Annotated in this window: 23 protein-coding genes and 1 pseudogene; 4 read left to right on the forward strand and 20 right to left on the reverse strand. The window is 43.8% G+C overall.

The window, feature by feature from the left end; translation table 11 throughout:
• Positions 1–129: 129 nt before the first annotated feature.
• Entirely contained in the window at positions 130–1116 is a 987-nt protein-coding gene (gene iolU, locus ACZ07B_RS12040) for a scyllo-inositol 2-dehydrogenase (protein WP_134154305.1), read from the forward strand.
• Positions 1117–1156: 40 nt separating this feature from the next.
• On the opposite strand, the gene rhaA is transcribed toward iolU, so the two are convergent.
• The 9 genes from rhaA to mcpB form a co-directional block, all read right to left on the reverse strand.
• Positions 1157–2431, reverse strand: a complete 1275-nt coding sequence (gene rhaA, locus ACZ07B_RS12045; protein WP_086344245.1) for an L-rhamnose isomerase — start codon at positions 2429–2431, stop codon at positions 1157–1159.
• Between the two features lie 25 nt (positions 2432–2456).
• A complete protein-coding gene (rhaM, locus tag ACZ07B_RS12050) occupies positions 2457–2771 on the reverse strand; it encodes an L-rhamnose mutarotase (protein ID WP_014480666.1) in 315 nt (104 codons plus the stop codon).
• A 17-nt stretch (positions 2772–2788) separates the two neighbouring features.
• On the reverse strand, positions 2789–4246 hold the full coding sequence (rhaB, locus tag ACZ07B_RS12055; RefSeq protein ID WP_003228920.1) for a rhamnulokinase: 1458 nt from the start codon (positions 4244–4246) through the stop codon (positions 2789–2791).
• A gap of 4 nt (positions 4247–4250) precedes the next feature.
• Positions 4251–5027, reverse strand: coding sequence for a rhamnose catabolism operon transcriptional regulator RhaR (rhaR, locus tag ACZ07B_RS12060; RefSeq protein ID WP_029318508.1), 777 nt, complete (start codon positions 5025–5027; stop codon positions 4251–4253).
• A 57-nt stretch (positions 5028–5084) separates the two neighbouring features.
• Positions 5085–7154 carry a bifunctional aldolase/short-chain dehydrogenase gene (locus ACZ07B_RS12065; protein WP_464877230.1) on the reverse strand — a complete coding sequence of 690 codons (2070 nt, stop codon included), beginning with the start codon at positions 7152–7154 and terminating at the stop codon, positions 5085–5087.
• A gap of 135 nt (positions 7155–7289) precedes the next feature.
• On the reverse strand, positions 7290–9278 hold the full coding sequence (gene tlpB, locus ACZ07B_RS12070; RefSeq protein WP_015251357.1) for a methyl-accepting chemotaxis protein TlpB: 1989 nt from the start codon (positions 9276–9278) through the stop codon (positions 7290–7292).
• 113 nt (positions 9279–9391) lie between these two features.
• Positions 9392–11380 carry a methyl-accepting chemotaxis protein gene (gene mcpA / locus ACZ07B_RS12075; RefSeq protein ID WP_438800802.1) on the reverse strand — a complete coding sequence of 663 codons (1989 nt, stop codon included), beginning with the start codon at positions 11378–11380 and terminating at the stop codon, positions 9392–9394.
• A gap of 122 nt (positions 11381–11502) precedes the next feature.
• Positions 11503–13491 carry a methyl-accepting chemotaxis protein TlpA gene (gene tlpA, locus ACZ07B_RS12080; protein WP_464877231.1) on the reverse strand — a complete coding sequence of 663 codons (1989 nt, stop codon included), beginning with the start codon at positions 13489–13491 and terminating at the stop codon, positions 11503–11505.
• 176 nt (positions 13492–13667) lie between these two features.
• On the reverse strand, positions 13668–15656 hold the full coding sequence (gene mcpB / locus ACZ07B_RS12085) for a methyl-accepting chemotaxis protein McpB (protein ID WP_167560289.1): 1989 nt from the start codon (positions 15654–15656) through the stop codon (positions 13668–13670).
• Positions 15657–15813: 157 nt separating this feature from the next.
• On the opposite strand from mcpB, the gene ACZ07B_RS12090 reads away from it, so the two are divergent.
• Positions 15814–16551: a protein-glutamine gamma-glutamyltransferase gene (locus tag ACZ07B_RS12090; RefSeq protein WP_003228904.1), complete on the forward strand. Its 738-nt coding sequence runs from the start codon at positions 15814–15816 to the stop codon at positions 16549–16551.
• Positions 16552–16564: 13 nt separating this feature from the next.
• On the opposite strand, the gene ACZ07B_RS12095 is transcribed toward ACZ07B_RS12090, so the two are convergent.
• The 7 genes and pseudogenes from ACZ07B_RS12095 to ACZ07B_RS12125 form a co-directional block, all read right to left on the reverse strand.
• Entirely contained in the window at positions 16565–16819 is a 255-nt protein-coding gene (locus ACZ07B_RS12095; protein WP_038828455.1) for a hypothetical protein, read from the reverse strand.
• A gap of 257 nt (positions 16820–17076) precedes the next feature.
• Entirely contained in the window at positions 17077–17475 is a 399-nt protein-coding gene (locus ACZ07B_RS12100) for a secondary thiamine-phosphate synthase enzyme YjbQ (RefSeq protein WP_086344250.1), read from the reverse strand.
• Positions 17435–17568 (reverse strand): annotated as a pseudogene (locus ACZ07B_RS12105) (hypothetical protein). The gene ACZ07B_RS12100 and the pseudogene ACZ07B_RS12105 overlap by 41 nt, the downstream one beginning before the upstream one ends.
• Before the next feature lie 25 nt (positions 17569–17593).
• Positions 17594–19258 carry a glycoside hydrolase family 13 protein gene (locus ACZ07B_RS12110; RefSeq protein WP_134154315.1) on the reverse strand — a complete coding sequence of 555 codons (1665 nt, stop codon included), beginning with the start codon at positions 19256–19258 and terminating at the stop codon, positions 17594–17596.
• Between the two features lie 126 nt (positions 19259–19384).
• Positions 19385–20674: a hemolysin family protein gene (locus ACZ07B_RS12115; protein WP_024571512.1), complete on the reverse strand. Its 1290-nt coding sequence runs from the start codon at positions 20672–20674 to the stop codon at positions 19385–19387.
• Between the two features lie 43 nt (positions 20675–20717).
• Positions 20718–21395, reverse strand: a complete 678-nt coding sequence (locus tag ACZ07B_RS12120) for a zinc metallopeptidase (RefSeq protein ID WP_003228889.1) — start codon at positions 21393–21395, stop codon at positions 20718–20720.
• A 41-nt stretch (positions 21396–21436) separates the two neighbouring features.
• Positions 21437–21700 (reverse strand): membrane protein, encoded by a 264-nt coding sequence (locus ACZ07B_RS12125; RefSeq protein ID WP_015483620.1) that lies wholly within the window; start codon positions 21698–21700, stop codon positions 21437–21439.
• Positions 21701–21746: 46 nt separating this feature from the next.
• Here ACZ07B_RS12125 and mstX point away from each other — a divergent pair, with 46 nt between their 5' ends.
• Both mstX and kbfO read left to right on the forward strand, forming a co-directional pair.
• Positions 21747–22079 (forward strand): biofilm formation protein MstX, encoded by a 333-nt coding sequence (mstX, locus tag ACZ07B_RS12130; protein WP_217020287.1) that lies wholly within the window; start codon positions 21747–21749, stop codon positions 22077–22079.
• On the forward strand, positions 22076–23062 hold the full coding sequence (gene kbfO, locus ACZ07B_RS12135) for a potassium channel protein KbfO (RefSeq protein ID WP_015384493.1): 987 nt from the start codon (positions 22076–22078) through the stop codon (positions 23060–23062). Before mstX ends, kbfO begins: the two co-directional genes overlap by 4 nt.
• Here kbfO and ACZ07B_RS12140 read toward each other — a convergent pair.
• The 4 genes from ACZ07B_RS12140 to ACZ07B_RS12155 form a co-directional block, all read right to left on the reverse strand.
• Positions 23059–23463: a YugN-like family protein gene (locus ACZ07B_RS12140; RefSeq protein ID WP_021480481.1), complete on the reverse strand. Its 405-nt coding sequence runs from the start codon at positions 23461–23463 to the stop codon at positions 23059–23061. The genes kbfO and ACZ07B_RS12140 overlap by 4 nt on opposite strands.
• A 59-nt stretch (positions 23464–23522) precedes the next feature.
• Positions 23523–23894, reverse strand: a complete 372-nt coding sequence (locus ACZ07B_RS12145; protein WP_074794719.1) for a hypothetical protein — start codon at positions 23892–23894, stop codon at positions 23523–23525.
• A 58-nt stretch (positions 23895–23952) separates the two neighbouring features.
• On the reverse strand, positions 23953–25305 hold the full coding sequence (locus tag ACZ07B_RS12150; protein ID WP_003243401.1) for a glucose-6-phosphate isomerase: 1353 nt from the start codon (positions 25303–25305) through the stop codon (positions 23953–23955).
• 111 nt (positions 25306–25416) lie between these two features.
• Complete coding sequence (locus ACZ07B_RS12155; protein ID WP_464877232.1) at positions 25417–26589, reverse strand: iron-containing alcohol dehydrogenase; 1173 nt, start codon at positions 26587–26589, stop codon at positions 25417–25419.
• Between the last annotated feature and the right edge of the window lie 25 nt (positions 26590–26614).

Raw genomic sequence — 26614 nt, forward strand, 5'->3', positions numbered from 1 at the left:
TAATGAAAAATAAAAACCGTTAATTGCTGGAAAAGCTTTCACGGTTTTAACATTCTATTTATATCTATCATGTGATTTTGTTCTTTTTAAGCTATAATTTAGCTATATCATACAAAAGGAGCGATACGAGTGATACGTTTTGCAATAATAGGAACCAACTGGATTACAGACCGCTTTCTTGAGTCAGCAGCGGATATCGAAGATTTTCAGCTGACTGCTGTTTATTCAAGATCGGCTGAACGCGCTGGCGAGTTTGCTGCTAAACACAACGCTGCGCATGCCTTCTCAGACCTTCAGGAAATGGCGGCGAGCGATTGCTTTGATGCCGTATACATAGCCAGCCCGAACGCTCTTCACAAGGAACAAGCCGTTCTCTTTATGAACCATGGCAAGCATGTGCTTTGTGAGAAGCCGTTTGCTTCGAATACAAAAGAAACAGAAGAGATGATCTCAGCGGCTAAGGCAAACGGCGTTGTTCTCATGGAAGCAATGAAGACCACTTTCCTGCCGAATTTCAAAGAGCTGAAAAAACACCTGCATAAAATCGGCACTGTCCGCAGATTTACCGCAAGCTACTGCCAGTATTCCTCACGATATGACGCGTTCAGAAGCGGAACTGTTTTGAATGCGTTTCAGCCTGAGCTTTCCAATGGGTCATTAATGGATATTGGCGTCTATTGTATTTATCCGGCTGTTGTGTTGTTTGGCGCGCCGAAGGATGTAAAAGCAAACGGATATGTTTTATCTTCCGGAGTGGATGGAGAGGGAACTGTCATTCTGTCTTACGACGGGTTCGAAGCTGTTCTGATGCATTCCAAAATCTCTACTTCCTATGCCCCGGCGGAAATCCAGGGTGAAGACGGGACGATTGTAATCGATACGATTCACCGGCCTGAACGTGTTGAAATCCGCTACCGGGACGGCCGCCTTGAAAACATTGCGATTCCTGATCCTAAACCGGCGATGTTCTATGAAGCAGAAGAATTTGTCACGCTCATAAAAGAGAATAAGCTGGAATCTGAAGAAAATACATTTGAACGGTCTTTGACCACTGCAAAAATTATGGAAGAAGCAAGAAAGCAAATGGGAATTATATACCCTGCTGATCAAGCTTAAAAAAATCCGCACGCGTGCAAATGCCGCGGCGGATTTTTTATTAGACAATCGGAGAAGATGCCTTCCTTTTTAAAAGCACCTGTTGCTCATATTCTTTGATGTCATGAAGCCATGCCTCTTTTACCGGAACGCCCATTTGCTCACAGTAGGAATCCCAGATGGCTCCGAAAGGATATGTTTTGAATTCCTCCATCAGGGCCAGCCTTTCTGTATAGCGGCCCTCTTCCTGCAATTGTTTTAAATAGCCGTTCGGGAGAAGCAAGGCATACAATAAAGCTTTGATCATATTTCTCGTTCCGATGGTCCAGGCGGCTACACGGTTAATGCTGGCATCGAAAAAATCCAGACCGATGGCGACCTTCTCAAGAGCCTGATTTCGTACAATTTCAAGAGCGATTTCTCTCAATTCATCATCCAAAACCACTACATGGTCGCTATCCCAACGAACAGGCCGAGATACGTGCAAGGCAAGCTTGTCTGTGTAAAGCAGCATGGACGAGATCTTGTTTGATACCGTCTCAGTCGGATGGAAATGGCCTGTATCAAGTAAACAAAGCTTATGATTCGTCAAAGCATAAGCTAAATAAAATTCATGAGATCCGACAACATATGATTCGGAGCCAAGCCCGAACAGCTTGCTCTCGATTGAATCAAGATTGTGTTGTTCACTGATCTCCTCTGCGAAGATCCGATCCAGTGATTCTTTTAGTCTTTTACGCGGTGTCAGCCTATCACTCGGGATATCCTTATAGCCGTCGGGAATCCAAATATTCGTCAAACAAGGTGTTCCTAATTCTTTCCCGAAGTATTCCCCGATACGGCGGCAAGCGATGCAATGCCTGATCCAAAATTCTCTGATGTCCGGATCAGGGTGTGAAAGGGTGAGTCCGTCAGCCGCTTTCTCATGCGAAAACAAGGTTGGATTAAAATCTAAACCGAGACCAAGGTTTTTTGCCCATTTCACCCAGTTTTCAAAATGCTGCGGCTTCAATTCGTCACGTTCTACCGCTTCCCTGTTTGTTTCTGCGTATATCGCATGCAGGTTTACGCGGTGCTTTCCAGGAATGAGAGAAAGAGCCTTCTCCAAATCTTTTCTTAATTCTTCAGGAGTTTGCGCTTTTCCGGGATAATTGCCGGTCACGTCAATTCCGCCTGAAAGCTCGCCCTTATTTACTTCAAAGCCTCCAATGTCGTCACCCTGCCAGCAGTGGATCGAAATGGGCACTTGCTCTAATTGCCGAAGCGCCTCTTCAACATCAATTCCCCATTTTTCATATGCCTGTTTTGCACTGTCATAATTGGCTTTTATGGTCATACGGCTCTCTCCCTTTATCAGTTTTTTAATCCAAATAAAAAACTTCCTTTAGATCTATCGAAACAGGACTGAAATCCGAATTTGTTTTCATTAATGGCGCCATCGATTTCCACCATCTTCGGCAAACTTCCGTGTCCGCCATCTTTCTCCATTTCTCTTCATCCTCTATTTCTAAATATGCAAAAAGCCTGCCTGTTTCCTCGTCTAGAAAAATGGAATAATGGTGTGCTCCATGAGCTTTGAGTGCTTCTGCCATCTCAGGCCAAATGTCATCATGCCGCTGTTTGTATTCTTCGTACTTGTCTTGATGGACAAACATGATACTGGCTTTTCTTTTCAAACCTTTTCACCTCTTCATCATTTAGATAGCGCTTTCAAAACAGTTTGCTGAAATGACTGAATGATCGTGCTTCTGTCGATGTCTTTAGGTGTAAACACTTTGATCGGAAAGGAATTTCTGACGACTTGCCGGGCTTCTTTTATGTCTTTGACTTCTTTGGCAGCAATCATTTGCATCAAAAGATTTCCGGTGGCAGTTGCCTCTATCGGCCCTGCATATACCGCTTTTCCACTCATGTCTGCCGTTAATTGATTTAAGAAATCATTCCGGGCTCCGCCGCCGATGATATGAAATTGCTCGATCGGTTTTTCTGTGATTGTTTCGAGCTCTTTGATGGCTATCGCATAGATGATGGCTAAATTGCTGTAGATGCAGCAGGCAAGTTCGCCTGCAGTGCGAGGAGTCTTTTGGCGGGTTTGTCTGCAATAATGTTGTATTTCCTTTATCATGTTTTCTGGATTCAGGAAACGTTTATCATTTAAGTTTATAAATTGCTGGAATGGTTCTGTTTTTTTGGCTTCTTCTGCAAGCTGCTGGAAAGAGTAATCTGCTTGTAACTGTTGTCTGACTTCTTGTATCACCCACATGCCGATAATGTTTTTGAGAAAGCGAATGGTGTTGTTTGCGCCGCGTTCATTTGTATAGTTGTTTTCTAAAGCAAGATCAGTTATTATCGGTGTTTTGTTTTCAACCCCGATTAACGACCATGTTCCGCTGCTGATATACGCCCAGCCATCATTTATTCCTGGCGCTGCAATGACGGCCGAGGCCGTATCATGTGTTGCGACTGTCATCACCTTGCACGCCGGGAGATCATAATCCGGGAACCACTCATTTCTTAGCTTCCCGAGTTCACACCCCGGTTCAGTCAGCGGGGCAAATTGCTGTTCCTGAACGGACACGGCTTCAAGCAATTCAGGATCAAGATTTCCCGTTGAGGCGTTTAAAAGCTGTGTTGTGGACGCATTTGTGATTTCCGTTACAGCTTTTCCGGTTAAACAATAGCCTAAATAATCAGGAATCATCATAATTTTGTCTGTCTTTATCAGCAGCTCACGGTCTTCCTCATACAATTGATAGATCGTGTTGAAAGGCTGAAATTGTATTCCTGTTTTTTGATAAATTGCGGCTTTTGAGAGGGTATGTTCCAGTTTGTCTATTGTGTGATCTGTTCTTCTATCACGGTAGGAGATTGCTTCCCGCAACCGATCGCCTTTTTCGTCCAGTAAGACATAATCAACTGCCCATGTATCAATGCCTACGGTGCAGTGTTCATACCCAAGCGTCTTTACTTTTTGCAGTCCTTGCAGGATTTGTTTTAGCAAATGATCAATATCCCAAAAGCAATGCCCGTCTCTTTGACTGAAACCGTTAGCGAACCTGTGAATCTCTTGTATGTCAAGCTTCCCTTCATTCAGTTCACCTACCATGATTCTCCCGCTTGATGCGCCTATATCAATGGCAGTATAAATCATCCTTTCACCCTCTCTTCGAAAGAGGAACAGCTGTCACCTTCACCTTTTTGTCCTCAAGAGCTTTTACCGATGCCGGATCAAGTCCAGAATCCGTAATAAGGCGGCTGACATCTTGCAGCGAGGCAATATGTGAAAACTCGCGGTTCCCCCATTTGCTTGAATCGGCCATCAAAATGGTCTGGTCCGACCTTTCGATCATCCGTTTTTTGAGCAGCGCCTGCCACTCATTTGAATCACTCATCCCGTTGTGTACGTCAAATCCCTTACATGACAGAAAGGTTTTATTGACATGATAGGTCTCAAGTGAACGCTCTGCTAACGGGCCGGCAAACGATAATGATTTTTCCAGCAAAATGCCGCCTGTTGAAATGACTGATATGTTTTCTTTATTGCTGAGTTCAATAGCTGCTTTCATTGAGTTTGTAATCACGGTGAGCTCAATGTCAGGGAGTATTTTTGCCATGTACCAAGCGGTTGTGCTTGCATCGAGAATGATTCGGTCTCCGCTTTTTACATATTTGGCCGCTTCGTGAGCGATGGCTTTTTTTTCGATGACATTCGTGATTTCCCGTTCAGAAAAATGAATTTCTGATTCCTTCTGCTGAATACTGACCGCTCCTCCGTGGCTCCGGCTCAGTTTATGTTCTTTTTCAAGCTTTTCAAGATCACGCCGAATGGTTTCCTCTGTGACTGAAAATATGTCACTTAATTCGGAAACGCGGATGCTTGAACGCTTATTTACTATTTCCACTATTTTTTGCTGCCGTTCTGCTACTAGCATCGGTAACGCCCTTCCTCATATCGTAGTCCGTCTTATATTTTTTATCATAGCATATTTCTAACGCGTAAAAGCAGCAGGGACGCCGCCGTCTACCGTGATCATGCAGCCCGTTGTTTTTTCGGCTTTGGAAGAAGTTAAGAATGCAATGGCTTCGGCAATATCCTCCGGATAAATATTGACGAGCAATGCTGTCCGTTTCCGGTAATGTTCCTCCAGCTGATCTGGTTCAATCCCGTACGCCGCGGCTCGTTCCTCCCGCCAGCTTGAACCCCAGATTGCCGATCCTTGAAGAACCGCATCAGGCAAAACAGAGTTGACCCTAATGCCGAATTCTCCACCTTCTGCAGCAATGCATCTTGCTAAATGGGTTTCAAGCGCCTTAACCGAGCTGTAGGCAGAGGCGTTTTTGCCCGCATAAACCGAATTTTTCGATCCGACAAATACCATGCTTCCGCCTCTATTTTGGTGTTTCATCTGTTTAAACGCTTCACGGGCTACAAGGAAATAGCCTGTTCCTAAAACATTCATATTAAGATTCCATTCTTTTAGACTTGTTTCGTCAAATGGGCTTGATGTGGCCAGCCCGGCATTATTGACGACGATATCAATGCCGCCGTAAGCAAGCGCCGCTCGTTCAAAAGCTGATTGTACGTCTTCCTCCTTTGTCACATCCATTTTGACAGCCATTGCCCGTCCTTCTCCGTATGCATCGTTTATTTCCCCGGCAATTTTCTGTGCACCTTCTATATTCAGATCAGCTACGATCACGTGCCCTCCCTCAGCTGCAAATCGGCGGCATGCTGCACTGCCGATTCCGCCGGCTCCTCCAGTTATCAACGCTACTTTTCGGGAAAATTCTGCTTCCGGCGGGGCCAGCGTGAGTTTATATAGTTCGAGCGGCCAATATTCGACATGGTAGGATTCATTTTCATGTAAAGAAACAAATTGCCCCAGAGCGGTTGCTCCTTTCATCACGGCGATGGCCCTCCGATATAAAGCCCCGCTTACTTTAGACATGGCATAACTTTTTCCTGTATTCACCATTCCGATTCCAGGAATCAATATCACCCGCGGGGCGGATTCAAAGATTTGATCCCCATCCTGCTGATTGCGTGTAAAGTAAGCCTGATACTCTGATGTAAAGGTCTCGACTCCTGACTTGATCAGATCTGCAAGCTTGTGCACATCTTGAGTTTCCGGATTCCAATCAATGTACAGCGGAACCCGTTTTGTGTGAACAAGGTGATCCGGGCATGCCGCACCGATTTGCGAAAGTGCTGGCGCTTGGACACTGTTTACAAATTCCAAGACATCGTCATGATCATCATAGGAAAGGATCATTTTCTTTTCTTCACTTACTGCTCCTCTGATCACAGGCATGATGCCTGCCAAGATTTGTTTTCTTTTATCCTCCGGCAGCGGCTGATACCTTTTGCCTCCGAATACCTCATGCTGATTGATACGATCGTTAATATACTGCTCGGCTTCTTGAATGATGGATATCGTTTTTTGATAACATGTTTCAGACGTCTCTCCCCAAGTGACTAAGCCGTGTTTCTCCATTAATACAAGCTCGGCGTGGGGATTGTTTGCTACGCCTTCAGCGATCATTTTAGACAAAGTAAATCCAGGACGGACGTATGGCACCCATACAAATCGGTTTCCGTAAATGTCTTCAGCGATTTGTTTTCCATTATCTGCACAGCATATGCTGATAATCGCATCTGGATGGGTATGGTCAACATGTTTGTATGGCAGAAAAGCGTGTAATAGCGTTTCAATTGAAGGGCGGGGATGTTTGCTGTCTATCATACAATGAGACAGGTAGTCTACCATTTCTTCATCTGGCATTTGGTCCCTTTTAATCAGCGGGCGGATATCATCTAATTTCAAACCGGTAAAGTTATGCGTTTTCATTGTTGCCAAATCCGAACCGCTTCCTTTTACCCACATGACTTCTATTTCACGGCCTCTAAAATCCTTTTCCGTTGTTTTCATAGATGTATTCCCCCCGCCCCAGTTGCAGACAGTGCGGTCTGACCCGATCAGATTGGACCTGTACACCAATTCCTCTACACCTTTAGGCAGCTGTGCAGCTCGCTCTGAATCCCATATATGTTTCACCATATTTGATATTCCTCCATCCCCTTTTATTTGTATCCGTTTTCATTATATATGATTTCCGTTTGTTTTTGAATTATTTTTGTTTATTTTTGTTTTTAATAAAAAAGAAAGCAGCAGATATGCCGCTTTCTCGTTTCATTATGATTCAATTTTAAATTTCTTCGTAATGTCCTGAAGTTCTTCCGCCATGTTTGCCAACGTTTCCGCTGAAGAGCTGATTTCTTCCATAGACGCAAGCTGTTCTTCCGCCGAAGCTGCGATATCCTGAATGCCTGCTGAGCTTTCTTTCGCCACTGCAGAAATATCTTCAACAGCACTTGACACTTCCTGTGATCCGGCTGACAGTTGTTCAACCGTCGCGTTCAAGTTTTGCAATTCGCCGGAAATTTGGGTTGTCATCTCATAGATTTGTTTAAAGCTTTCCGCTGTTTGATCCGTAATCTGCAAGCCTTCTTTCACTTCATGATTCACGGATTGGAACATCGAAAGTGAGGTGCTGATTTCTCTGACAATCTCTTGAATTAATCCTTCAATTTCCTTGGCGGAGTCTGCTGACTGTACAGCAAGTTTTCTAACCTCTTCCGCAACTACTGAGAAACCTCTTCCGTATTCTCCCGCTCTTGCCGCCTCAATCGCAGCATTTAATGCAAGCAGGTTGGTTTGATCAGCAATGCCATTAATCACATTCAAGATGCTTGTGATGTCTTGCGATTTTGTTTCAAGACCCTTTACAACCGCTTCCGCTTTTTGAACGGATTGGTCAATTGTTTTCATCTGGCCGACTGTATGCTCCACCAGCTTTTCTCCGCTGCCCGCTGCCTCAGAGGACTGAATCGATGATTTCGTAATGGTTGAAGAGGCCTGAGCCACTTTTGAAATCCCCTCGTTCATTTGAGAAAGATGATTTGAGCTTGTTTCCAGTTTCTCGCTTTGTGCCTCGTTGCCATCTGAGAACTGTTCGATGGCAAGTGTAATATGCTCAGTTGCCTTGCTCGTTTGGGCTGCGCTTGCCGTCAGCTCCTCAGAAGATGAAGCAACGTTTTCTACAGACGTTTGAATAACGCCGATTACAGAACGCAATGATGCAGACATTTCATTAAAGCTTTCGCCAAGCTGGCCAAACTCGTTTTTCGAGTGAATGTCAATGACTTCTGTGAGATCTCCGCTGCTGATTTTTGCAGACGTTGAGACAAGTTTTCTTAACGGCTTGGTGATGGCACGGATAATATAGAGAATGAGTATGCCGCCGATTACAATTGACACGCATAGAATGATAACCGCAGTGTTCAGCACCGGGCTTGAAGCATCTTGCAATTCACTGACAAAATATGTGCCTGCGATTTTCCAGCCAGTCAATTTATTTGTCGTAAAGGCCATTTTCTTTTCTTTGCCTTCGAATGTATATTCAAATGAGCCTTCTTTTTTGGAATATACTTGGTTTGTCCAATCGCCGGAACCGGTTGTCCCCGGCTTAATGGTCGGATGGGCGATATATTTTTTGTTGCCAGTTGTAATAAATGCAAAGCCTTCTTTACCGATTTTGATTCTTTGTGATGCAGTAAGCACTTCATCCAGGTTTAAATCAAGCGCTATAACCCCTGAACCGTCTTTTAATTGTTTTGAAATTGTGACAACGATATCTCCTGTCGCTTCATCAGTATACGGTTCTGAGAAAACAGCTTGTCCTTTTTCCGCAACCGCCTGTTTGTACCAGTCACGTCCTGTCGGATCAAAACCTTTCGGAACACCGCTATCCGGATATTTATAAAGCTTCTTATCTTCTGAAGCAGCATAGATTGCGCCTACATCGTCGTTAAGTGTCGTGTACTGCTTAAATTTCTCTTTCAGTAATGTTTTGTTTTTGCCTAGCAATATGTCTTTATCGACTGTCTCACTATAATAATCTATTGCTTTTACTTTATCTTCTAATTTATTTTGCAGCGTACTGTTTAGTTCTTCAACATTTCCCTTCGCACTGTTTATGAGCTCTCTGTCTAACGCGTTCCAAGCTGATTGATAACTGAAATATGCTAAAACCCCAACCGGCAAAATAAGCACTGCCAGAAACGCAGCGATTAGCGGTTTGCTGATCGATGGCTGTTTGATCCAATGTATGAATTTTCCCATTCTTGTTGACTCCTCCTTTAAGATAAATCTAATATCGTCAAACTAGGATAAAAGGTTTAATAAAAAAACTAAAAAAAACACCCAAGCGCAACAAGCTTGGGTGTTAAGGCTTATTATTCGATTTTGAATCGTTTGGTCATATCGCGAAGCTCTTCCGCCATAGACGAAAGGGTCTCTGCAGACGAGCTTATTTCTTCCATGGAAGCAAGCTGCTCTTCGGCTGACGCCGCGATATCTTGTATATGCGCTGAGCTTTCTTTTGAAATCGATGCAATGTGCTCAGACGCTCCCGAAACTTCTTCGGAGCTGGCAGAAAGCTGCTGAACCGTCGCACTCATATTTTGCAGTTCGCCGGCGATTTGGTTTGTCATTTCAGAAATGCGTTTGAAGCTCATTTCTGTTTTATCTGTGATGTCAAGGCCTGTCTGCACCTCTTGATTGACAGATTGGAACATGCCGAGAGATGTATTGATTTCCTTCACAATTTCGATGATTAATCCTTCAATCTCTTTTGCTGAATCTGCTGACTGTACTGCCAGTTTTCTTACTTCTTCCGCTACAACGGAGAAGCCGCGGCCGTACTCGCCTGCGCGCGCTGCTTCAATTGCTGCGTTTAAGGCAAGCAGGTTCGTCTGGTCTGCGATGCCGTTGATCACACGCAAAATGTTTGTAATATCTTTCGATTTCGTTTCCAATCCGCGTACGACTTGCTCCGCTTCTTTAACGGACTTGTCAATGACATTCATTTGGCCGACGGTTTGATGAACAAGCTTGCCGCCTTCACTTGCAATTTCTGTCGATTGAACAGATGAATCAGTGATCACTTCAGAAGCTTGAGCCATATTCGTCAACCCGTCATTCATTTGATAAATGTGCTCTGCTGCCGTTTCAATGTTTTCGTTTTGTTTTTCATTGCCGTTAGAAAATTGTTCAATCGCCAATGTAATGTGCTCTGTTGCCTTGCTCGTTTGCGCAGCTGATGCAGTGAGCTCCTCAGAGGAAGCGGCAACATTATCTACCGAATCCTGGATGGCGTGTATGAGAGAACGAAGTGACGACGCCATATTGTTAAAGCTTTTGCCGAGCTCTCCCAATTCATCTTTTGAACGGATATCAATGGTTTCCGTCAAATCTCCCTCGCTGATCCGCTTAGAGGAACCGACAAGCTGTTTCAGCGGTGTTGTAATCGACCGAATGATCAAAGTCATGACGATAATCCCTATGATAATAGCTGCGGCCAAGACAATTAAAGCAAGGTGAAGGACAGGCTGGGCTGCCTCATGGATTTCATCCAAATACATGGTGCCGCCGATCTTCCATCCCGTCAACTTGTTTGTGTCAAAGGCCATTTTTTTCTTATCGCCGTCCATGGTGTATTGAAAATCGCCTTTATCAGCGTTCAGCATCTTATCGAGCCAGTCGCCTTTTAATTCAGTTCCTGATTTTTCATTAGGATGAGCGACAACTTTTTTGTCCTTCGTCATGATAAATGCGTAGCCTTGTGTGCCGATGTTGACTTTTTTGGTTGTTTTCAGCAGATTTTCAATGGTCATGTTGATTGCGATAACGCCTGAACCATCTTTTGTCTGCTGGGCGATTGTCACAACCATCGTATTTGTCGACGCGGTTTTATAAGGATCTGTCACAACGACTTTTCCTTTATTCGCAACCGCTTTTTTGTACCAGTCGCGTTCAACCGGATTATAGCCGCTTGGCATCGGAAGATCCGGATAGCGGGTAAAGTGTCCTTTTGTGTCGCTTGTATAAATGGATTCTACATCCTTGTTAAGGCTGATATATTGTGAGAATTTCTCTGCAATGCTTGCATTGCTTTTTGCATTGTATTTCTCTTTTGTCAGCCATTCGCTGAAATAATCAGCACTGTTTTCTTTTTCGCCGATGCTGGTGTTAATGATTTCGTTTAATTGCTGTACATTTTCCAATGCGCTCCCCATCATCTGTCTGTCGAGTGAGCTGCTAGCCGATTGATACGCAAAGATCGCCAATATGACAACCGGTATGATGAGGATCGACAGAAAGGAAACGAGAAGCTTCCGTGTAATTGATCTTTGTTTTATGAGTTGGAGTATTTTTTTCATCATTCATTTCTCCTTTTTTATGCTACCCTTCATATCGGCTGGAAATGGGTAAATATATACAGCAAAAAAGAAGAAATTTAACAAAAGTAACTAATTTCCCATAAATAAATAGTATTTTAGACCTATTATTTATCTAATTTAAATTGTTTTGTCAGATCACGGAGTTCTTCAGACATTCTTTCAAGCGTCAGTGCAGATGAACTAATCTCCTCCATGGATGCCAGTTGTTCCTCAGCTGAAGCGGCGATATCTTGGATGCCATCCGAGCTTTCCTTAGAAATGGCTGTGATATCATTTGAAGCTGCGGAAATTTCTTGAGCTCCCGCTGACAGCTCCTCAACCGTCGCATTCATGTTTTGCAGCTCGGAAGCAATTTGATTGGTCATTTGAGATATATGTTTGAAGCTCTGTTTAGTTTCATCCGTCATGACAAGCCCTGTTTCAACTTCTTTGTTTACGGACTGAAGCACGTTCAGTGATGTGTGAATTTCCTTTACGATTTCACTGATCAGCGATTCAATTTCTTTTGCCGAGTCAGCCGACTGTACCGCGAGCTTTCTCACTTCCTCAGCGACGACTGAAAAGCCCCGGCCGTATTCACCCGCTCTGGCCGCTTCAATGGCGGCATTTAAAGCCAAAAGATTGGTTTGATCCGCAATACCGTTGATGACACGCAAAATATTTGTGATATCCTTTGATTTGATCTCCAGCCCTTTCACCACTTGTTCCGCTGCTTTTACGGAATGGTCAATTGTGTTCATTTGGCCGGCTGTTTTCTGGACGAGTGTCTCCCCTTTACTTGACACTTCTGTTGAATCTGCGGATGTTTCTGTAATCACTGCTGCTGCCCGCGCCAGCTCTGCCAATCCGTCATTCATTTCATTAATTTGTTCGGTTGTCGTTTCTATTTTCTCGCTTTGGCTTTCACTGCCGTTTGAAAATTGCTCGATAGCCATCGTAATGTGCTCAGTGGCTCTGCTTGTCTGGTCTGCCGATGCAGTCAGCTCTTCAGACGATGAGGCAACGTGTTCTACTGAGTCTTTGATCCCGTGAATGAGCGAGCGAAGCGAGTGTGCCATATGATTGAAGCTCTCGCTCAGAACGCCGAGTTCATCTTTTGAATTGATTTCAATCGTTTCGGTTAGATCGCCTTCACTAATTTTTTCAGCTGATGCGACAATGCGTCTCAATGGCTTTGTGATGGATCGAATCACAAAATAAATCGCCGTCATTCCAGCTCCGATGGCAATCGCCAGAACGATTGAAGCCATGATCAGAACCTTGCTTGCAGCATCGTGAATCTCGTTTGCATACATCGTGCCGCTGATTTTCCAGCCTGTTGTTTCGCTTGTTGCAAATGCCATTTTTTTCTTTTTGCCTTTGTGCATATATTCAAAGTCTCCGCTTTTATCCTTGTAGAGCTTATCAACCCAGTCCCCTTTTAGCTCTGTTCCCGCTTTTTCTCCGGAGTAGGCGATGACTTTCTTGTTTTGGTTCAAGATAAAAGCATAGCCTTCTTTTCCGATATGGATTCCTTTCGCGGTAGTGACTAAGTCATCAATTTTCATATCAATGGCGACAACGCCTGATCCATCCACCGTTTGACGGGCGATGGTGACGACCATTTTTCCTGATGAAATCGATTCATAAGGCTCAGTGACAATTGTTTTGCCTTTATTGGCCATTGCTTCTTTGTACCAATCTCGTTCCAAAGCATTAAAGTCACTTGGCATGTCAGCGTACGGATAACGGGTGAATTCCCCGTCTTTGCCGCTTGAAAATACCGCAGCGACATTATCATTCATTTGGATAAATTGTTTAAATTCCTGTTTCAGCTCAGTTTTCTTTTTATCCTGAAATTTTTCTGCTGTAGCCCAATCGCTGAAATACGCGAGGCTTTTTTCAGTCGTGCTGATTTTATCATCAATGATGTGATCTAATATCTGAACATTTTCCTTTGCGCTTTGCGTCATCTGTACATCAAGTGAGGCAACTGCTGATTGATAAGCGCTAACCGAAAGGGCGGTTATCGGAACAATTAAGATCAGCAGGAAAGAAATAATAAGTCTCCTTGCAATTGATGATCTGCGAATAGTGGTGAGTGTTTTTTTCATTTCCTTTTGAACCTTCTTTCAATAATTTACAAATTATATCGGCGGATCTTCCTTTAAATTACATTGAAAATGAAGGTAAAAATGAAAAATAATTCTAAATTCACCGGTTAAACTAGGACTTTATTATTGTTTACCATATAAAAAAACAGCGCTTTGATAGCGCTGTTTTTCGGTTTTTACTCGATTTTAAATTGTTTCGTCAGATCACGAAGCTCTTCTGCCATCTGCGCAAGAGTGGTCGCTGAGGAACTGATTTCTTCCATGGAAGCAAGCTGTTCTTCAGCTGATGCGGCAATGTCCTGGATGCTAGCCGAGCTTTCTTTCGACACGTCTGCAATGCCGCTGACTGCTGCTGAAACATGCTGTGAACGGTCTGACAGCTGCTCGACGGTGGAATTCATCGTCTGCAGCTTGCCCGCGATTTCGTTTGTCATGCTGAAAATGCTCTGGAAGCTTTCTTTTGTATTGTCTGTGACAACAAGTCCGGACTGTACTTCCTGATTGACCTCTTTAAACATGTGAAGAGAGGTGTCGATTTCTGCGACGATTTCTTGGATCAGCTTTTCGATTTCTTTTGCTGAATCGGCTGATTGGACAGCCAGCTTGCGCACTTCCTCCGCTACGACAGAGAAGCCGCGTCCTGACTCTCCGGCACGCGCCGCTTCAATGGCTGCGTTTAGTGCAAGCAGATTTGTTTGGTCAGCGATTCCGTTGATGACTCTCAAAATGCTTGTGATGTCTTTTGATTTTCCTTCTAAGCCTTTGACAACAGCTTCAGCCTGCTGAACAGATTGATTAATCGAGTTCATTTGTCCGACTGTCTGCTGCACAAACTTCTCACCCGTTCCGGCGATTTCCGTTGATTGAATAGATGCCTTTGTAATATCTGACGATGTTTGTGAGACTTGCTGGAGTCCTTCATTCATTAAGTTCAGCTGATGAGAGCTGGATTCAACCTTTTCGCTTTGCTCCTCGTTTCCGTTTGAGAACTGCTCAATCGCCATCGTAATATGCTCGGTGGCTTTACTCGTCTGCCCGGCAGATGCGGTAAGCTGTTCGGAAGATGCGGCCACATTGTTCACCGAGTCCTGAATAGCGCTGATCAGAGAGCGGAGAGATTGTCCCATTTCATTGAAGCTTTCCCCAAGCTCGCCAAGCTCATCCTTTGAATGGATTTCGATCGTTTCGGTCAGATCCCCCCTGCTGATCGTTTTCGATGATTGAACAAGACGTTTTAACGGTTTTGTAATCGAACGAACGATAAACAGAATTAAAATTCCGCCTGCCACAATGGAAGCAATCAGCACGATCATTCCTGTTGTCAGCACAGACTTTGAGGCATCCTTAATTTCATCCATATACATTGTGCCGGCTATTTTCCAACCAGTCAGTTCGTTTGTAGTATAGGTCATCTTTTTATCTTCGTTATTAAGAGTATACTGGAGTTCACCGCTGTCATTCGCATACATTTTGGCTACCCAGTCGCCTGAAAGCTTTTCTCCAGCCTTATGGTTCTTGTGGGCGACATAGGTTTTGTTTTTTGTTGCAATGAAAGCATAACCTTCTTTTCCGACCTTGATTTGTTTCATTTGTTCTAACAATTTATCAATGGTAATATCCATGGCGACAACGCCAGATCCGTCCTTCAGCTCCTGTGCAATGGTAATGACCATGCTTCCGTCACTCGCAGCCACGTAAGGATCTGTCACGACAATTTCACCGCCGGCCTTCATCGCATCCTGGTACCAAGGGCGTTGTCTCGGGTCGTATCCGTCCGGCAATTTTTCTTTTGGCGCTTGTACGTAAGTGCCGTTATCTGCGCCTCCATAAATTCTGGCTACTCCTTGATTAATAGATACATATTGTGAAAATTTAGCTTTGATCTCTTCCTGATTCGTTTTCCCTTTGAATGCGGATCTTTTAAGAGATTCACTGAAAAAGGTGACTGCTTTCGCTTTTTCTCCCAGATTATTTGTAACGGTTGTATTAAATGTATCGACACTGTTTTTCGCATTTCCCATAATTTCCTGATCCAGCTTTCCGCTGGCGCTTCGGTAAGAGCTAAATTCTAATATAAGAATAGGGATAATGAGAATCGCGATAAATGAGACGATTAATTTCTTTGAAATAGACGGTTTCTTCAGCCAATTGATAAAAGTCTTCATGTCACTTGCTCCTTCAGGTTTGATACAGTATATATCGGCTGCTTAAAAAAGTTTTAAAATAAAAAATGGAAGAAGTTCTTTTTGGCTGTCTTCTGTCTTTTTAACTTTCATTGCCCAAGCCCTTTGCATATCTTATAAAAAACAAGGGGGGCTAAACATGATTATTGTATCAGGACAATTGCTCCGTCCCCAGGATATTGAAAATTGGCAGATTGATCAAAATCTGAATCCGCTGTTAAAAGAGATGATTGAGACGCCTGTTCAGTTTGATTATCATTCAATTGCTGAACTGATGTTTGAGCTTAAACTGCGGATGAATATTGTAGCAGCGGCAAAGACGCTGCACAAAAGCGGGGCGAAGTTTGCCACTTTTTTAAAAACATACGGGAATACAACGTATTGGAGGGTTTCACCGGAGGGTGCCTTGGAGCTGAAATACAGAATGCCGCCTTCCAAAGCGATTCGGGACATTGCAGAGAACGGCCCGTTTTATGCGTTTGAATGCGCAACCGCAATCGTTATCATTTATTACTTGGCCTTAATCGATACAATCGGAGAAGATAAATTCAATGCCAGCTTTGACAGAATTATTTTATATGACTGGCATTATGAGAAATTGCCGATATATACGGAAACAGGACACCACTTTTTCCTTGGAGATTGTTTGTATTTTAAGAATCCTGAATTTGATCCGCAAAAGGCGCAATGGAGAGGCGAAAATGTGATACTACTGGGGGAAGATAAATATTTTGCCCATGGTCTTGGAATCTTAAACGGAAAGCAAATTATTGATAAGCTGAATTCTTTTAGGAAAAAAGGAGCCTTACAGTCAGCCTACCTTCTGTCTCAGGCGACCAGACTGGATGTTCCGTCTCTTTTCCGCATCGTCCGCTAAAAAGCCCCATCGCCTATTTTCCGGACGATGGGGTTTCAAATGCCTTTCGTTTTCGATAGAAGGGGGCTGTGCCGAAATATTGGTTCACAGCCCACTCCATTTTTTCAAGGTCATTTCTTGTCACGATTGGATCCTGGCTGCTCCATTTGATAAAGCGGACAAAATAGTAGCCTTTGATAGGAACCATTGTAACTTTTGAGTGAGGCCAGCCTTCAAATACAAACTCAATTTTCCCTCTTTTTTTATAAGAATATTGAAGAATGTTCATATCTGTCACCTCAGTTTATCAAGTTACGTTCGGCAAAGCTCGGTACGTTTACATCCATTGATTGACTATCCCTCATGCAAGGCTTTCCTGAAAACAAAGGGTGAGGCGCGTGTCTCTTTCCCTCGCTTTTTATTTCGCATATGGACGAATGCCAAGCGCGCCTTCATTCGATAAAGCGGCAGCCGGGGCGGGTGTGACAAGCCCTCCGGCTATCGGCGTTTGTTCAGCGATCATGCTTTTGTCAAAAAAACAGCCTATTATCCCATCATTTTGATATAGCATGTCCGGGTGCGAGGGCCGTCAAATTCGCAGAAATAAATGCCCTGCCACGTTCCAAGAATGAGCCGGCCGTTTTCCACAATGACATGCTGTGAAGCTCCGACTGTACTCGACTTCATGTGTGCAGCTGTATTGCCCTCCATATGGCGGTCCAGCTTATGTTCCCACGGATATACCTCATCAAACCTTCTGAGCATATCTTTTTTGACGTCCGGATCGGCATTTTCATTAATTGTAATACCCGCAGTCGTATGCGGACAGTAAATTAGCGCTGCGCCGCTCGTTATACCTGTTTCTTGAAGAAACGTTTCCACCTCACGGGTGATATCAATCATTTCATCTCGTTTGGTCGTTTTGATTTGCAGTGTTTTCAGCATTTGTTTCTCCTTTCGTTTGTCCGCTCTCATTGCTTAATTCTTTCTGTGTTCTTTTTTTCCTGTTAAACCGCTCTCATAAACCTGATACAACAAAAAAACTCCAGTCTAAGGCTGGAGATTAACGCCATAGATATATTCTTGCTTCATACGGCTTTAAGAGTGCTGATGTCATATGCTTGTGCGGCTCTGCTTCAATATTTGACAAGACGAGTGCATCTGATGACAATGGCAAGCCAGAGTGCTTGAACAACGCCGGTGTTCCTGTCAGATTGGCCACAATCAGTGCAGTATGGCTCTCGTTTTTCCGAAGATATGCAAAGATTTGCTGATCTTCCGGTAAAATGAGCTCGTATGTCCCGTTAATAAAAACATCATATGTTTGGCGCAGCTTGATCAAGCTTTTGTAAAAATGGTAAACGGATGTTTTATCATTTTTTTGCGCCTCGGCATTCAGCCATTTGTAATTCTCATTGATTCCGATCCACGGTTTGGCCTCAGAAAATCCGGCGTATGGACCTGCATTCCATTGCATCGGCGTTCTTGAATTGTCTCTTCCCTTTTTCCAGACAATCTTCATCACATCCTCGTGTGATGTGCCTTTCGCCGTTTTTGTTTCATACAGGCGTTTCATTGCGACATCATCATAGTCATCAATAGATGGAAAAGCCACGTTCGTCATCCCGAGTTCCTGTCCCTGATAAATAAACGGTGTGCCTTTCATGAGAAAATAAACAGCGGAAAGCGCTTTTGCACTTTCTTTCAGGTACACTCCGTCGTCTCCCCACACAGAAACTGAACGGGGCTGGTCGTGATTCTCCATAAACAAAGCATTCCAGCCGATCCCTTCCAGACTGTCCTGCCAGTCAGTTAAAATTCGTTTAAATGCAACGATATCAATACTTTCATTGATCTCTACATCCCACAGGCCGAGATGCTCAAATTGAAAAATCATGCTGAATATGCCGTTTTTTTCTCCAGCCCAATCAGCTGCTTCTTTTGCAGCGACGCCGTTCGCTTCACCAACTGTCATAATCGGATAGCGGGAAAACGTGTTTTCCTTCAGTTCTGTTAACAAATCCATAATGCCGTCAGCATTCATATGATAAGGAAAGGAAGGGACATAGTCCAGTCCCTTTGGATTCGGCATGTCAGGAAACCCTTCTTTTTTCTTAATATGCGTAATGGCATCCACCCGAAATCCGTCAATTCCTTTATCAAGCCACCAATTGATCATGTCATAAACGGCATTCCTCACCTTTTCATTTTCCCAATTCAAATCAGGCTGTTTTTTATCAAAAAGGTGCAGATAATACTGGCTTGTCTTTTGATCATACTCCCAAGCCGGCCCGCCGAAAATGCTTTCCCAATTGTTGGGTGTTTTTCCATTTTTGCCGTCTTTCCAAATATACCAGTCGCGCTTTTCCGAGTGTATGGATGAACGGGATTCTATGAACCATGGATGTTCGTCGCTTGTGTGGTTCACAACGAGATCCATAATCAGCTTCATATCCAGATCATGAATGTCACCAAGCAGCTCATCAAAATCTTCCATCGTGCCAAACTCGCTTAATATGTTTTGATAATCCCTGATATCATAGCCATTATCGGCATTCGGTGAATCATACAGCGGGCAAATCCATATGACGTCAGCGCCCAGCTCTTTTATGTAAGAAAGCTTGGATCTGATTCCTTGAATATCCCCGATTCCGTCGCCATTTGAATCTTTAAAACTGCGGGGGTAAATTTGGTAAACTACGGCTTCCTTCCACCAAGCCTTTTTCATACAGCCACTCCTTCCCAGTGTACCGTTCTTATATATCCTATGTAGAAAAAGGTCTTTACAGCATTGCTTTTTAAGAAATGACTTGATGACACAAAAAACAGCCGTTTGTTCCCCGGCTGTTTTTTATCAAAAATCAGTTTTTTTTATTTCTACAAAACGGATGTGATGATCTTCGGCGTCGAGGATTTTAAATTCACAGCCCTCCGCGTGTATCACATCCCCTGCTTTCAGCTCCATTTTTTGCGTTAGAAGCCAGCCTGCAATCGTATCAATTTCTTCATTTTCAATCGCAATGTCGAGAAGGTCATTCACTTCGTCTATTAGCGCTTTTCCATCCATCACATAATGGTGCTCGCCCTTTTTCAGGATGTGCGGTGTTTCATCCTGATCATACTCATCGCGGATTTCCCCGACGATTTCCTCGATAATATCCTCTACAGTGACAAGCCCCGCCGTTCCCCCGTATTCATCGACGAGAATCGCCATGTGAATCCGCTCCTTCTGCATGCGGATTAAAAGCTGCTGAACAGGAATGCTTTCAATGACCCTGATAACGGGCCTCATGATTTGCTCCAGCTTTATCGGCTGGCCGAGAAAATAAGCTTTAAACATATCTTTGCTGTTGATGATCCCTAAAATATGATCCTTGTCATCTTTGATGACAGGGTAGCGTGTATACCGTTCATTAATGATGTGATGAATTGCCTCTTCAAGCGACTGCTCCAGAGAGATAACTGCAATTTCTGTCCGCGGAATCATAATCTCTCTCGCTACCCGGTTGTCAAATTCAAAAATCTTATTTACATAACGGAATTCAGACTGATTGATTTCTCCCTTTTCATAGCTTTCTGAAAGGATCAGTCTTAGTTCCTCCTCGCTGATGACAACCTGATGCTCCTTTACTGAATGAAAGCCAAACAATTTCACAAGAAAACTTGCAGAGCCGTTTAATGCTTTAATAAACGGGTACGTGATTTTATAAAACCAGATCAGCGGCTTTGCAATCCATAAGCTTACAGCTTCAGCTTTTTGAATAGAAACCGTTTTCGGAGCAAGCTCCCCCATCACCACATGCAAAAAAGTGACGATGATAAATGCAACTACAAATGTGACAATGTGGTTAAACGGTTCCGGCATGCCTGTCATTGTAAATAAGGGATGAAGAAAACGTTCAAATGTAGGTTCACCAAGCCATCCAAGGCCGAGGGCAGTAATCGTAATCCCGAGCTGGCAGGCTGATAAATACTCGTCAAGATTGGAGATGATTTTATGTGCGGCTAGCGCTCGGCTGTCACCGCTTTCGATGAGCTGATTGATTTTTGAACCTCTGATTTTGACGATCGCAAATTCCGCTGCAACGAAAACAGCCGTAATGCCAATCAAAACAAAAATGGCGATCAATTGTAAAATAAGCAAAAAAAGCCCTTACCATAAATGGTAAGGGGCCACCTCCTTAACGTTAATTCTCATCACGACCGTTTAAGAAAATCATCACAAAACGAAGTAGTTCAAACAGGGAAACCAGGGCGGCGGCCACATACGTTAAGGCAGCAGCGCTCAGCACTTTATTTACCCCATTTTCTTCATTGTTTCGGATGAATCCTTCTGACACAATAATCTGCTTGGCGCGTGAACTTGCATTGAATTCGACAGGCAATGTAATCAGCTGGAAAAAGACTGCCGCTGAAAACAGTATGATGCCAAGCCCGATCAAATTCAGGCTGCCGAGAAGCATGCCTCCTAAGAAAAGCAAAGGAGCTACACCGGATGCAAAATTCACGACTGGGAAGATTTTATGTCTCAGCACAAGCGCACCATATGACTCCTGATGCTGCAAGGCATGTCCGACTTCATGGGAAGCTACGGATATGGCGGAAATTGAGCGGCCGTAATAGACCGGCTCAGATAAACGCACCACCCGTCTTGTCGGGTCGTAATGGTCTGTTAAAGTGCCTCTTACCGGTTCGACCGGCACGTCGTAAAGACCGTTTATATCTAAAATCCGTCTTGCCGTTTCTGCCCCTGTACGTCCGCTTGAGGCTTCCACTTTTGAATATTTTTCAAAGTTGCTCTTTACTTTAAATTGTGCCCAAAACGACAATCCCAATGCGGCTATTGTTAAAAATATAAACAGCATTTTTTCATCATCCTTTTTCCATGATCATTTCTCTATTACGATTATTTTAATGAGTTTTCTTTCCCGTGTACAGAAATGCGCTTTTTCTTCCGGCTTGGAGCACACAATCCAATCAGCAAAAAGAACAGGCCTGCTGAAAACAAATAAAAGGCGAAACTGCCGGCCAGTTCTTTCAGAAAATGAAGCCAGGAGAAGCTGCCGGAAAAGTGATTATATGAATTCAAATCGAAAATAAACAAAATCACCGCGGATGCCGCCAGCTGCGTACCGATCAAAACCACGATCGTTCTTTGAAAGATCGTCATCTTTTTCATCCTTTTTGTTTTAGTTTATGGAGAAATCCGGTTTTATATGTTTTGTACATTTTTTGAAAAACATCACCGGAAGTGGGACATACTGTTAGAAAAAAGCACGGGTGTGATGGAAGCTATGAAAGTGACGAGTGAGGAAAAGGAACAGCTGAGCACAGCAATCGACCGAATGAATGAAGGACTGGACGCGTTTATCCAGCTTTATAATGAATCGGAAATTGATGAACCGCTTATTCAGCTTGATGATGATACAGCCGAGTTAATGAAGCAGGCCCGAAATATGTACGGCCAGAAAAAGCTAAATGAAAAATTAAATACAATTATTAAACAGATTTTATCCATCTCAGTATCTGAAGAAGGAGAAAAAGAATGAAATCAAATCGGATATTTATTTCATGGCTCAGGTGGCCGTTATTTATCCGAATCGGGGTTATTATTTTATGTCTGATTCTTTTGTTCGGCCAAATCATTTATATACTTGAGCCTAAGCAGTTCACTTCGGTATTCGAAGGCATTTGGTGGGCTGTCGTTACGGTTTCGACAGTCGGTTATGGAGACTATGTGCCGCACACGCCGCTGGGACAGGCAGCCGGAATACTGCTGATTTTGAGCGGAGCAAGCTTTGTCACAGCATATTTCGCTACGTTATCAGCGGCCGCATTCAGCAGACAGCATCGCTACATCGAAGGAAAAGTTGCTTACAAAGGCCGGGACCACATCATTCTGATCGGGTGGAATGAAAAAACAAATCGGCTTCTGAAGGACCTTCAGCTTGCCGCCCCTTCCAAAACGGTCGTACTAATCGATGAATCCTTAACAGAAGGCCCGCTTATTGAAAACGTTCATTTCATACGCGGGCACGCTGCCGATGATGGGACACTGAAACGGGCCAATATTACTGAAGCGGAATCAGTGATGATTACTGCCGATCAGTATAAAAGTGAAACTGATGCTGATATGCTGTCAGTGCTGACTCTTTTATCTGTCAAAGGGCTTAATCCCCTTGCTTACTGCATCGTCGAGATTTTGACTGACCGTTTTGTCACCAATGCGGAGCGGGCAGGCGCAAACCAAATCATCGGAACTTCAGAATTTATCAGCCGGGCGATGCTGCAGCATTACCAAGTCAAGTTACGGCCGTCTAAACAGCAGAACGGAATCAAGCTGACACTTGATCAGCATGTGGAGCTTCTTGCTGTTCCTGACGAACTAAAGGGAGCGGCTTACAAAACCTGTGTTCTCTATTTTCTTGATCACAACACAACAATTATAGGCGTACAAAAAGAGGAGGGGCCGATGATTTCCCCTCCTCTTACATACAAGGTGCTCGAAACAGACCAATTCCTTGCCATCTAGTGTAACAGAACATCCTCCAATTCTTTCACGAGAGAGGCGCCGATATCCAAAAATGCCGGATCAATTTCCGCGTCCCGCCTTTCCGGTTCGGAAAATTGATTAAACAGTGATTGGAAAGGCCCTCCCTCGGCGTAATCGTCAACATCCGCCTGAAACACCTGTCTCAGCATAAACGGCGTTCCGATCCGGACGGCCGCCCCTCGTTCATCGAGACTGCCCTGTACCGCATTGACGGGAATTCTTAAAAATAAATAGCCGTCTCTATCATCAATTTTATAATCAAAGTAGCCATGATCGTATTCCCAGCCGCCGTTTATCACATAACCGAGCGGCTTCATCACTTGTTCCAGTTCTTGAAGCAGAAAAGACTGCCCATCTATCGCGGAAGGTATTGGTATCATCAGAATGCCCCTTTTTTCACTTATCCTGTCCCGCCGAACAAGACTTCATTCAGAGGCGCCTACATGGAAATCGTTGTTTCTTTCGCGCGGCCAACAGAAAAGAAAGCGCATTCAATTAAGAAGTAAACAGTCATTGCCGCTGCAAGCCATACAGCTGAATCCCAAGACACATAAACAACCGTTGCATAGAGTCCTAATTTAGTGAAAAGAGTATGGGTTCGTTTCAAATGCAAAATCCGATGTACCGCATCGGTAAAAAGGGCAAGCGGCAAACCAATGAGAAGAAAGGCGTGGATGAAAAAATGTGACAGCGTGCCGCCAAAGCTTGAAGAAAACTCTGTATACACGGCATCAAAGGAGATAAGGAAACTTAAAATAGCTGCAGAAAAACCGGCAATGATGAGATGTTTAACCAATTGTTTCATGAACATCAGCACCTTTCTGATTTTATAAAAAGCCGACCGGCAAATGCCAGTCAGCTTTCTCACATTAATCTTCCAGACGTTTTTCAAGCTCTGCTTTTTTCTCTTCAAAGCCAGGTTTGCCGAGTAACGCAAACATATTGACTTTATACGCTTCTACACCAGGCTGGTCAAACGGATTGACGCCAAGGAGGTAACCGCTCATCGCGCAGGCTTTTTCGAAGAAATATACAAGGTATCCAAAAGTATATGCATTCAGCTCAGGAATGTTAACGATTAAGTTCGGAACATTTCCGTCTGTATGGGCAAGCATCGTGCCTTGGAATGCTTTTTTGTTAACGAAATCAACAGTTTTACCGGCTAAATAGTTCAAGCCGTCAAGATCGTTATCCGCTTCCTCAATTGTCAGTTCATGTTTAGGCTTCTCTACATTCAGGACCGTTTCGAATAAATCTCTGCGGCCTTCTTGTACATACTGGCCTAAAGAATGAAGGTCTGTTGAATAGTTCGCTGAAGAAGGATAAATGCCCTTCTCATCTTTCCCTTCGCTTTCTCCGAACAGCTGCTTCCACCATTCCGCAAAGTATTGAAGCGCCGGTTCGTAGTTGATGAGCATTTCAATTGTTTTGCCCTTATTATAAAGGACATTGCGAACAACCGCATATTGGTATGCTGGGTTATCTTCCAGTTCAGATGTAGCAAAATCTTTGCTCGCATCCAGGGCGCCTTTCATCATGTCATCAATGTTGACGCCGCTGACAGCAATCGGCAAGAGACCTACAGCTGTTAAAACTGAATAACGGCCGCCGACATCGTCAGGAATAACGAATGATTCGAAGCCTTCTTCGTTAGAAAGCGTTTTTAATGCGCCGCGCTCTTTATCAGTTGTTGCATAAATCCGCGCTTTCGCTTCTTCTTTACCGTATTTCTCTTCAAGAAGCTTGCGGAAAATACGGAAAGCGATTGCAGGTTCAGTTGTCGTACCTGATTTAGAAATCACATTAATAGAGAAGTCAACATCTTCAAGAAGATCCATGACGTCTCTCATATAAGATGAACTGATGTTGTTTCCGATAAAAATGACTTGCGGATTGCCGCGTTTTGCTTTTGGCAAAGTGTTATAAAACGCGTGATTCAGCGCTTCAATCGCTGCCCGCGCTCCAAGATAAGAACCGCCAATGCCGACAACAAGCAAGACATCAGAGTCTGATTTGATTTTTTCCGCACTTTTTTTGATGCGCGCGAATTCTTCTTTATCATAATGTTCAGGGAGGTCCACCCAGCCTAGAAAATCGCTGCCCGCGCCTGTTTTTTCATGGATATTATGGTGTGCTGTTTTTACAAAGTCCCGCAGATATGTAAGTTCATGTTCGTTGAAGAAAGTCAACGCTTTTGAGTAGTCAAAGCGTACATGCGTCATTGCTTGTCCCTCCATAACGGTATAATGTTTTCATCTTTCACTTTATATGAACTTATCTGTGAAATCAAGTCAAGAAGAAAGGGCGGAATGACTGGATTCCGCCCTTTGAGTTTATAGAGACGCGCGAAGGATGGCAAGCACGTCATCTTTGTTCAGTTTTTGGAAGTTGCCGAAGCCGCCGTGTTCCATTTCCTTGGCTGCGATATCAGCAATCAGCTCAAGTTTTTCTTCTCCAATATTGTAATCAGCAAGACGAGAAGGCGCACCGAGGCTTGTCCAGAACGCAGATAGTTTATCGATTCCTTCAAGCGCAATTTCTTTATCTGTTTTGCCTTCAGTATCAATGTCAAACATGTTGAGCATAAGGTTTTTAAAACGGCCTACATTTGTATCAAGCGTGTATCTCATCCAGTTCGGGAACAGTATCGCCAAACCGCCCGCGTGCGGAATATCATACACAGCTGAAACGGCGTGTTCCATTGTATGAGAAGCCCAGTCACCAAAGTAGCCCATTTGGAGCGTGCCGTTTAAAGCGATTGTACCAGCATACAAAATCGTTTCACGAAGCTCGTAGTTTTCCAGATCTTCAAGAAGCTTAGGAGCTGTTTCGATGACCGTCTGCAAAACAGCAAAGCACATTCTATCCTGAAGCGGCGTGTTTTCAACATTGTGGAAGTATTGTTCGAATACGTGGCTCATCATGTCAACCATGCCGTATACTGTTTGATTTTCCGGAACCGTGAACGTATTTTCAGGGTCTAAAATAGAGAAACGCGGATGAGTCACATTGCTGCCCCATACAAATTTCTCGTTTGTTTCCCAGTTTGTAATCACGGAATCAGGGTTCATTTCAGACCCTGTCGCAGCAAGCGTTAAAACAGTTCCAAACGGCAGCGCATCCTCCGCTGTTACTTTTTTGCTGAAAATATCCCAAGCGTCGCCATCGTATTTGACGCCAGCTGCGATTGCCTTTGTACAGTCAATCACACTGCCTCCGCCGACAGCAAGCAGAAAATCAATGTTATGCTCTCTGCAAAGGTCTATGCCTTTTTCCACTGTCGCAAGACGCGGGTTCGGCTCTACACCTGTCAGCTCATGAACAACAGCGCCCTCTTCTTTTAAAATGCCTGTGACTTGATCATAAAGGCCGTTGCGTTTAATGCTGCCGCCCCCGTAAACAAGCAGTACATTCTTGCCGTATCGTTTGAATTCTTTTCTTAATTGTTCAAGCTGACCTTTTCCAAAAATCAGCTTTGTCGGATTATAATAAGTGAAATTTTCCATAGTAAAACCTCCAAATGATGCTGGT

It is taken from the genome of Bacillus sp. 9.4 (genome assembly GCF_055486415.1).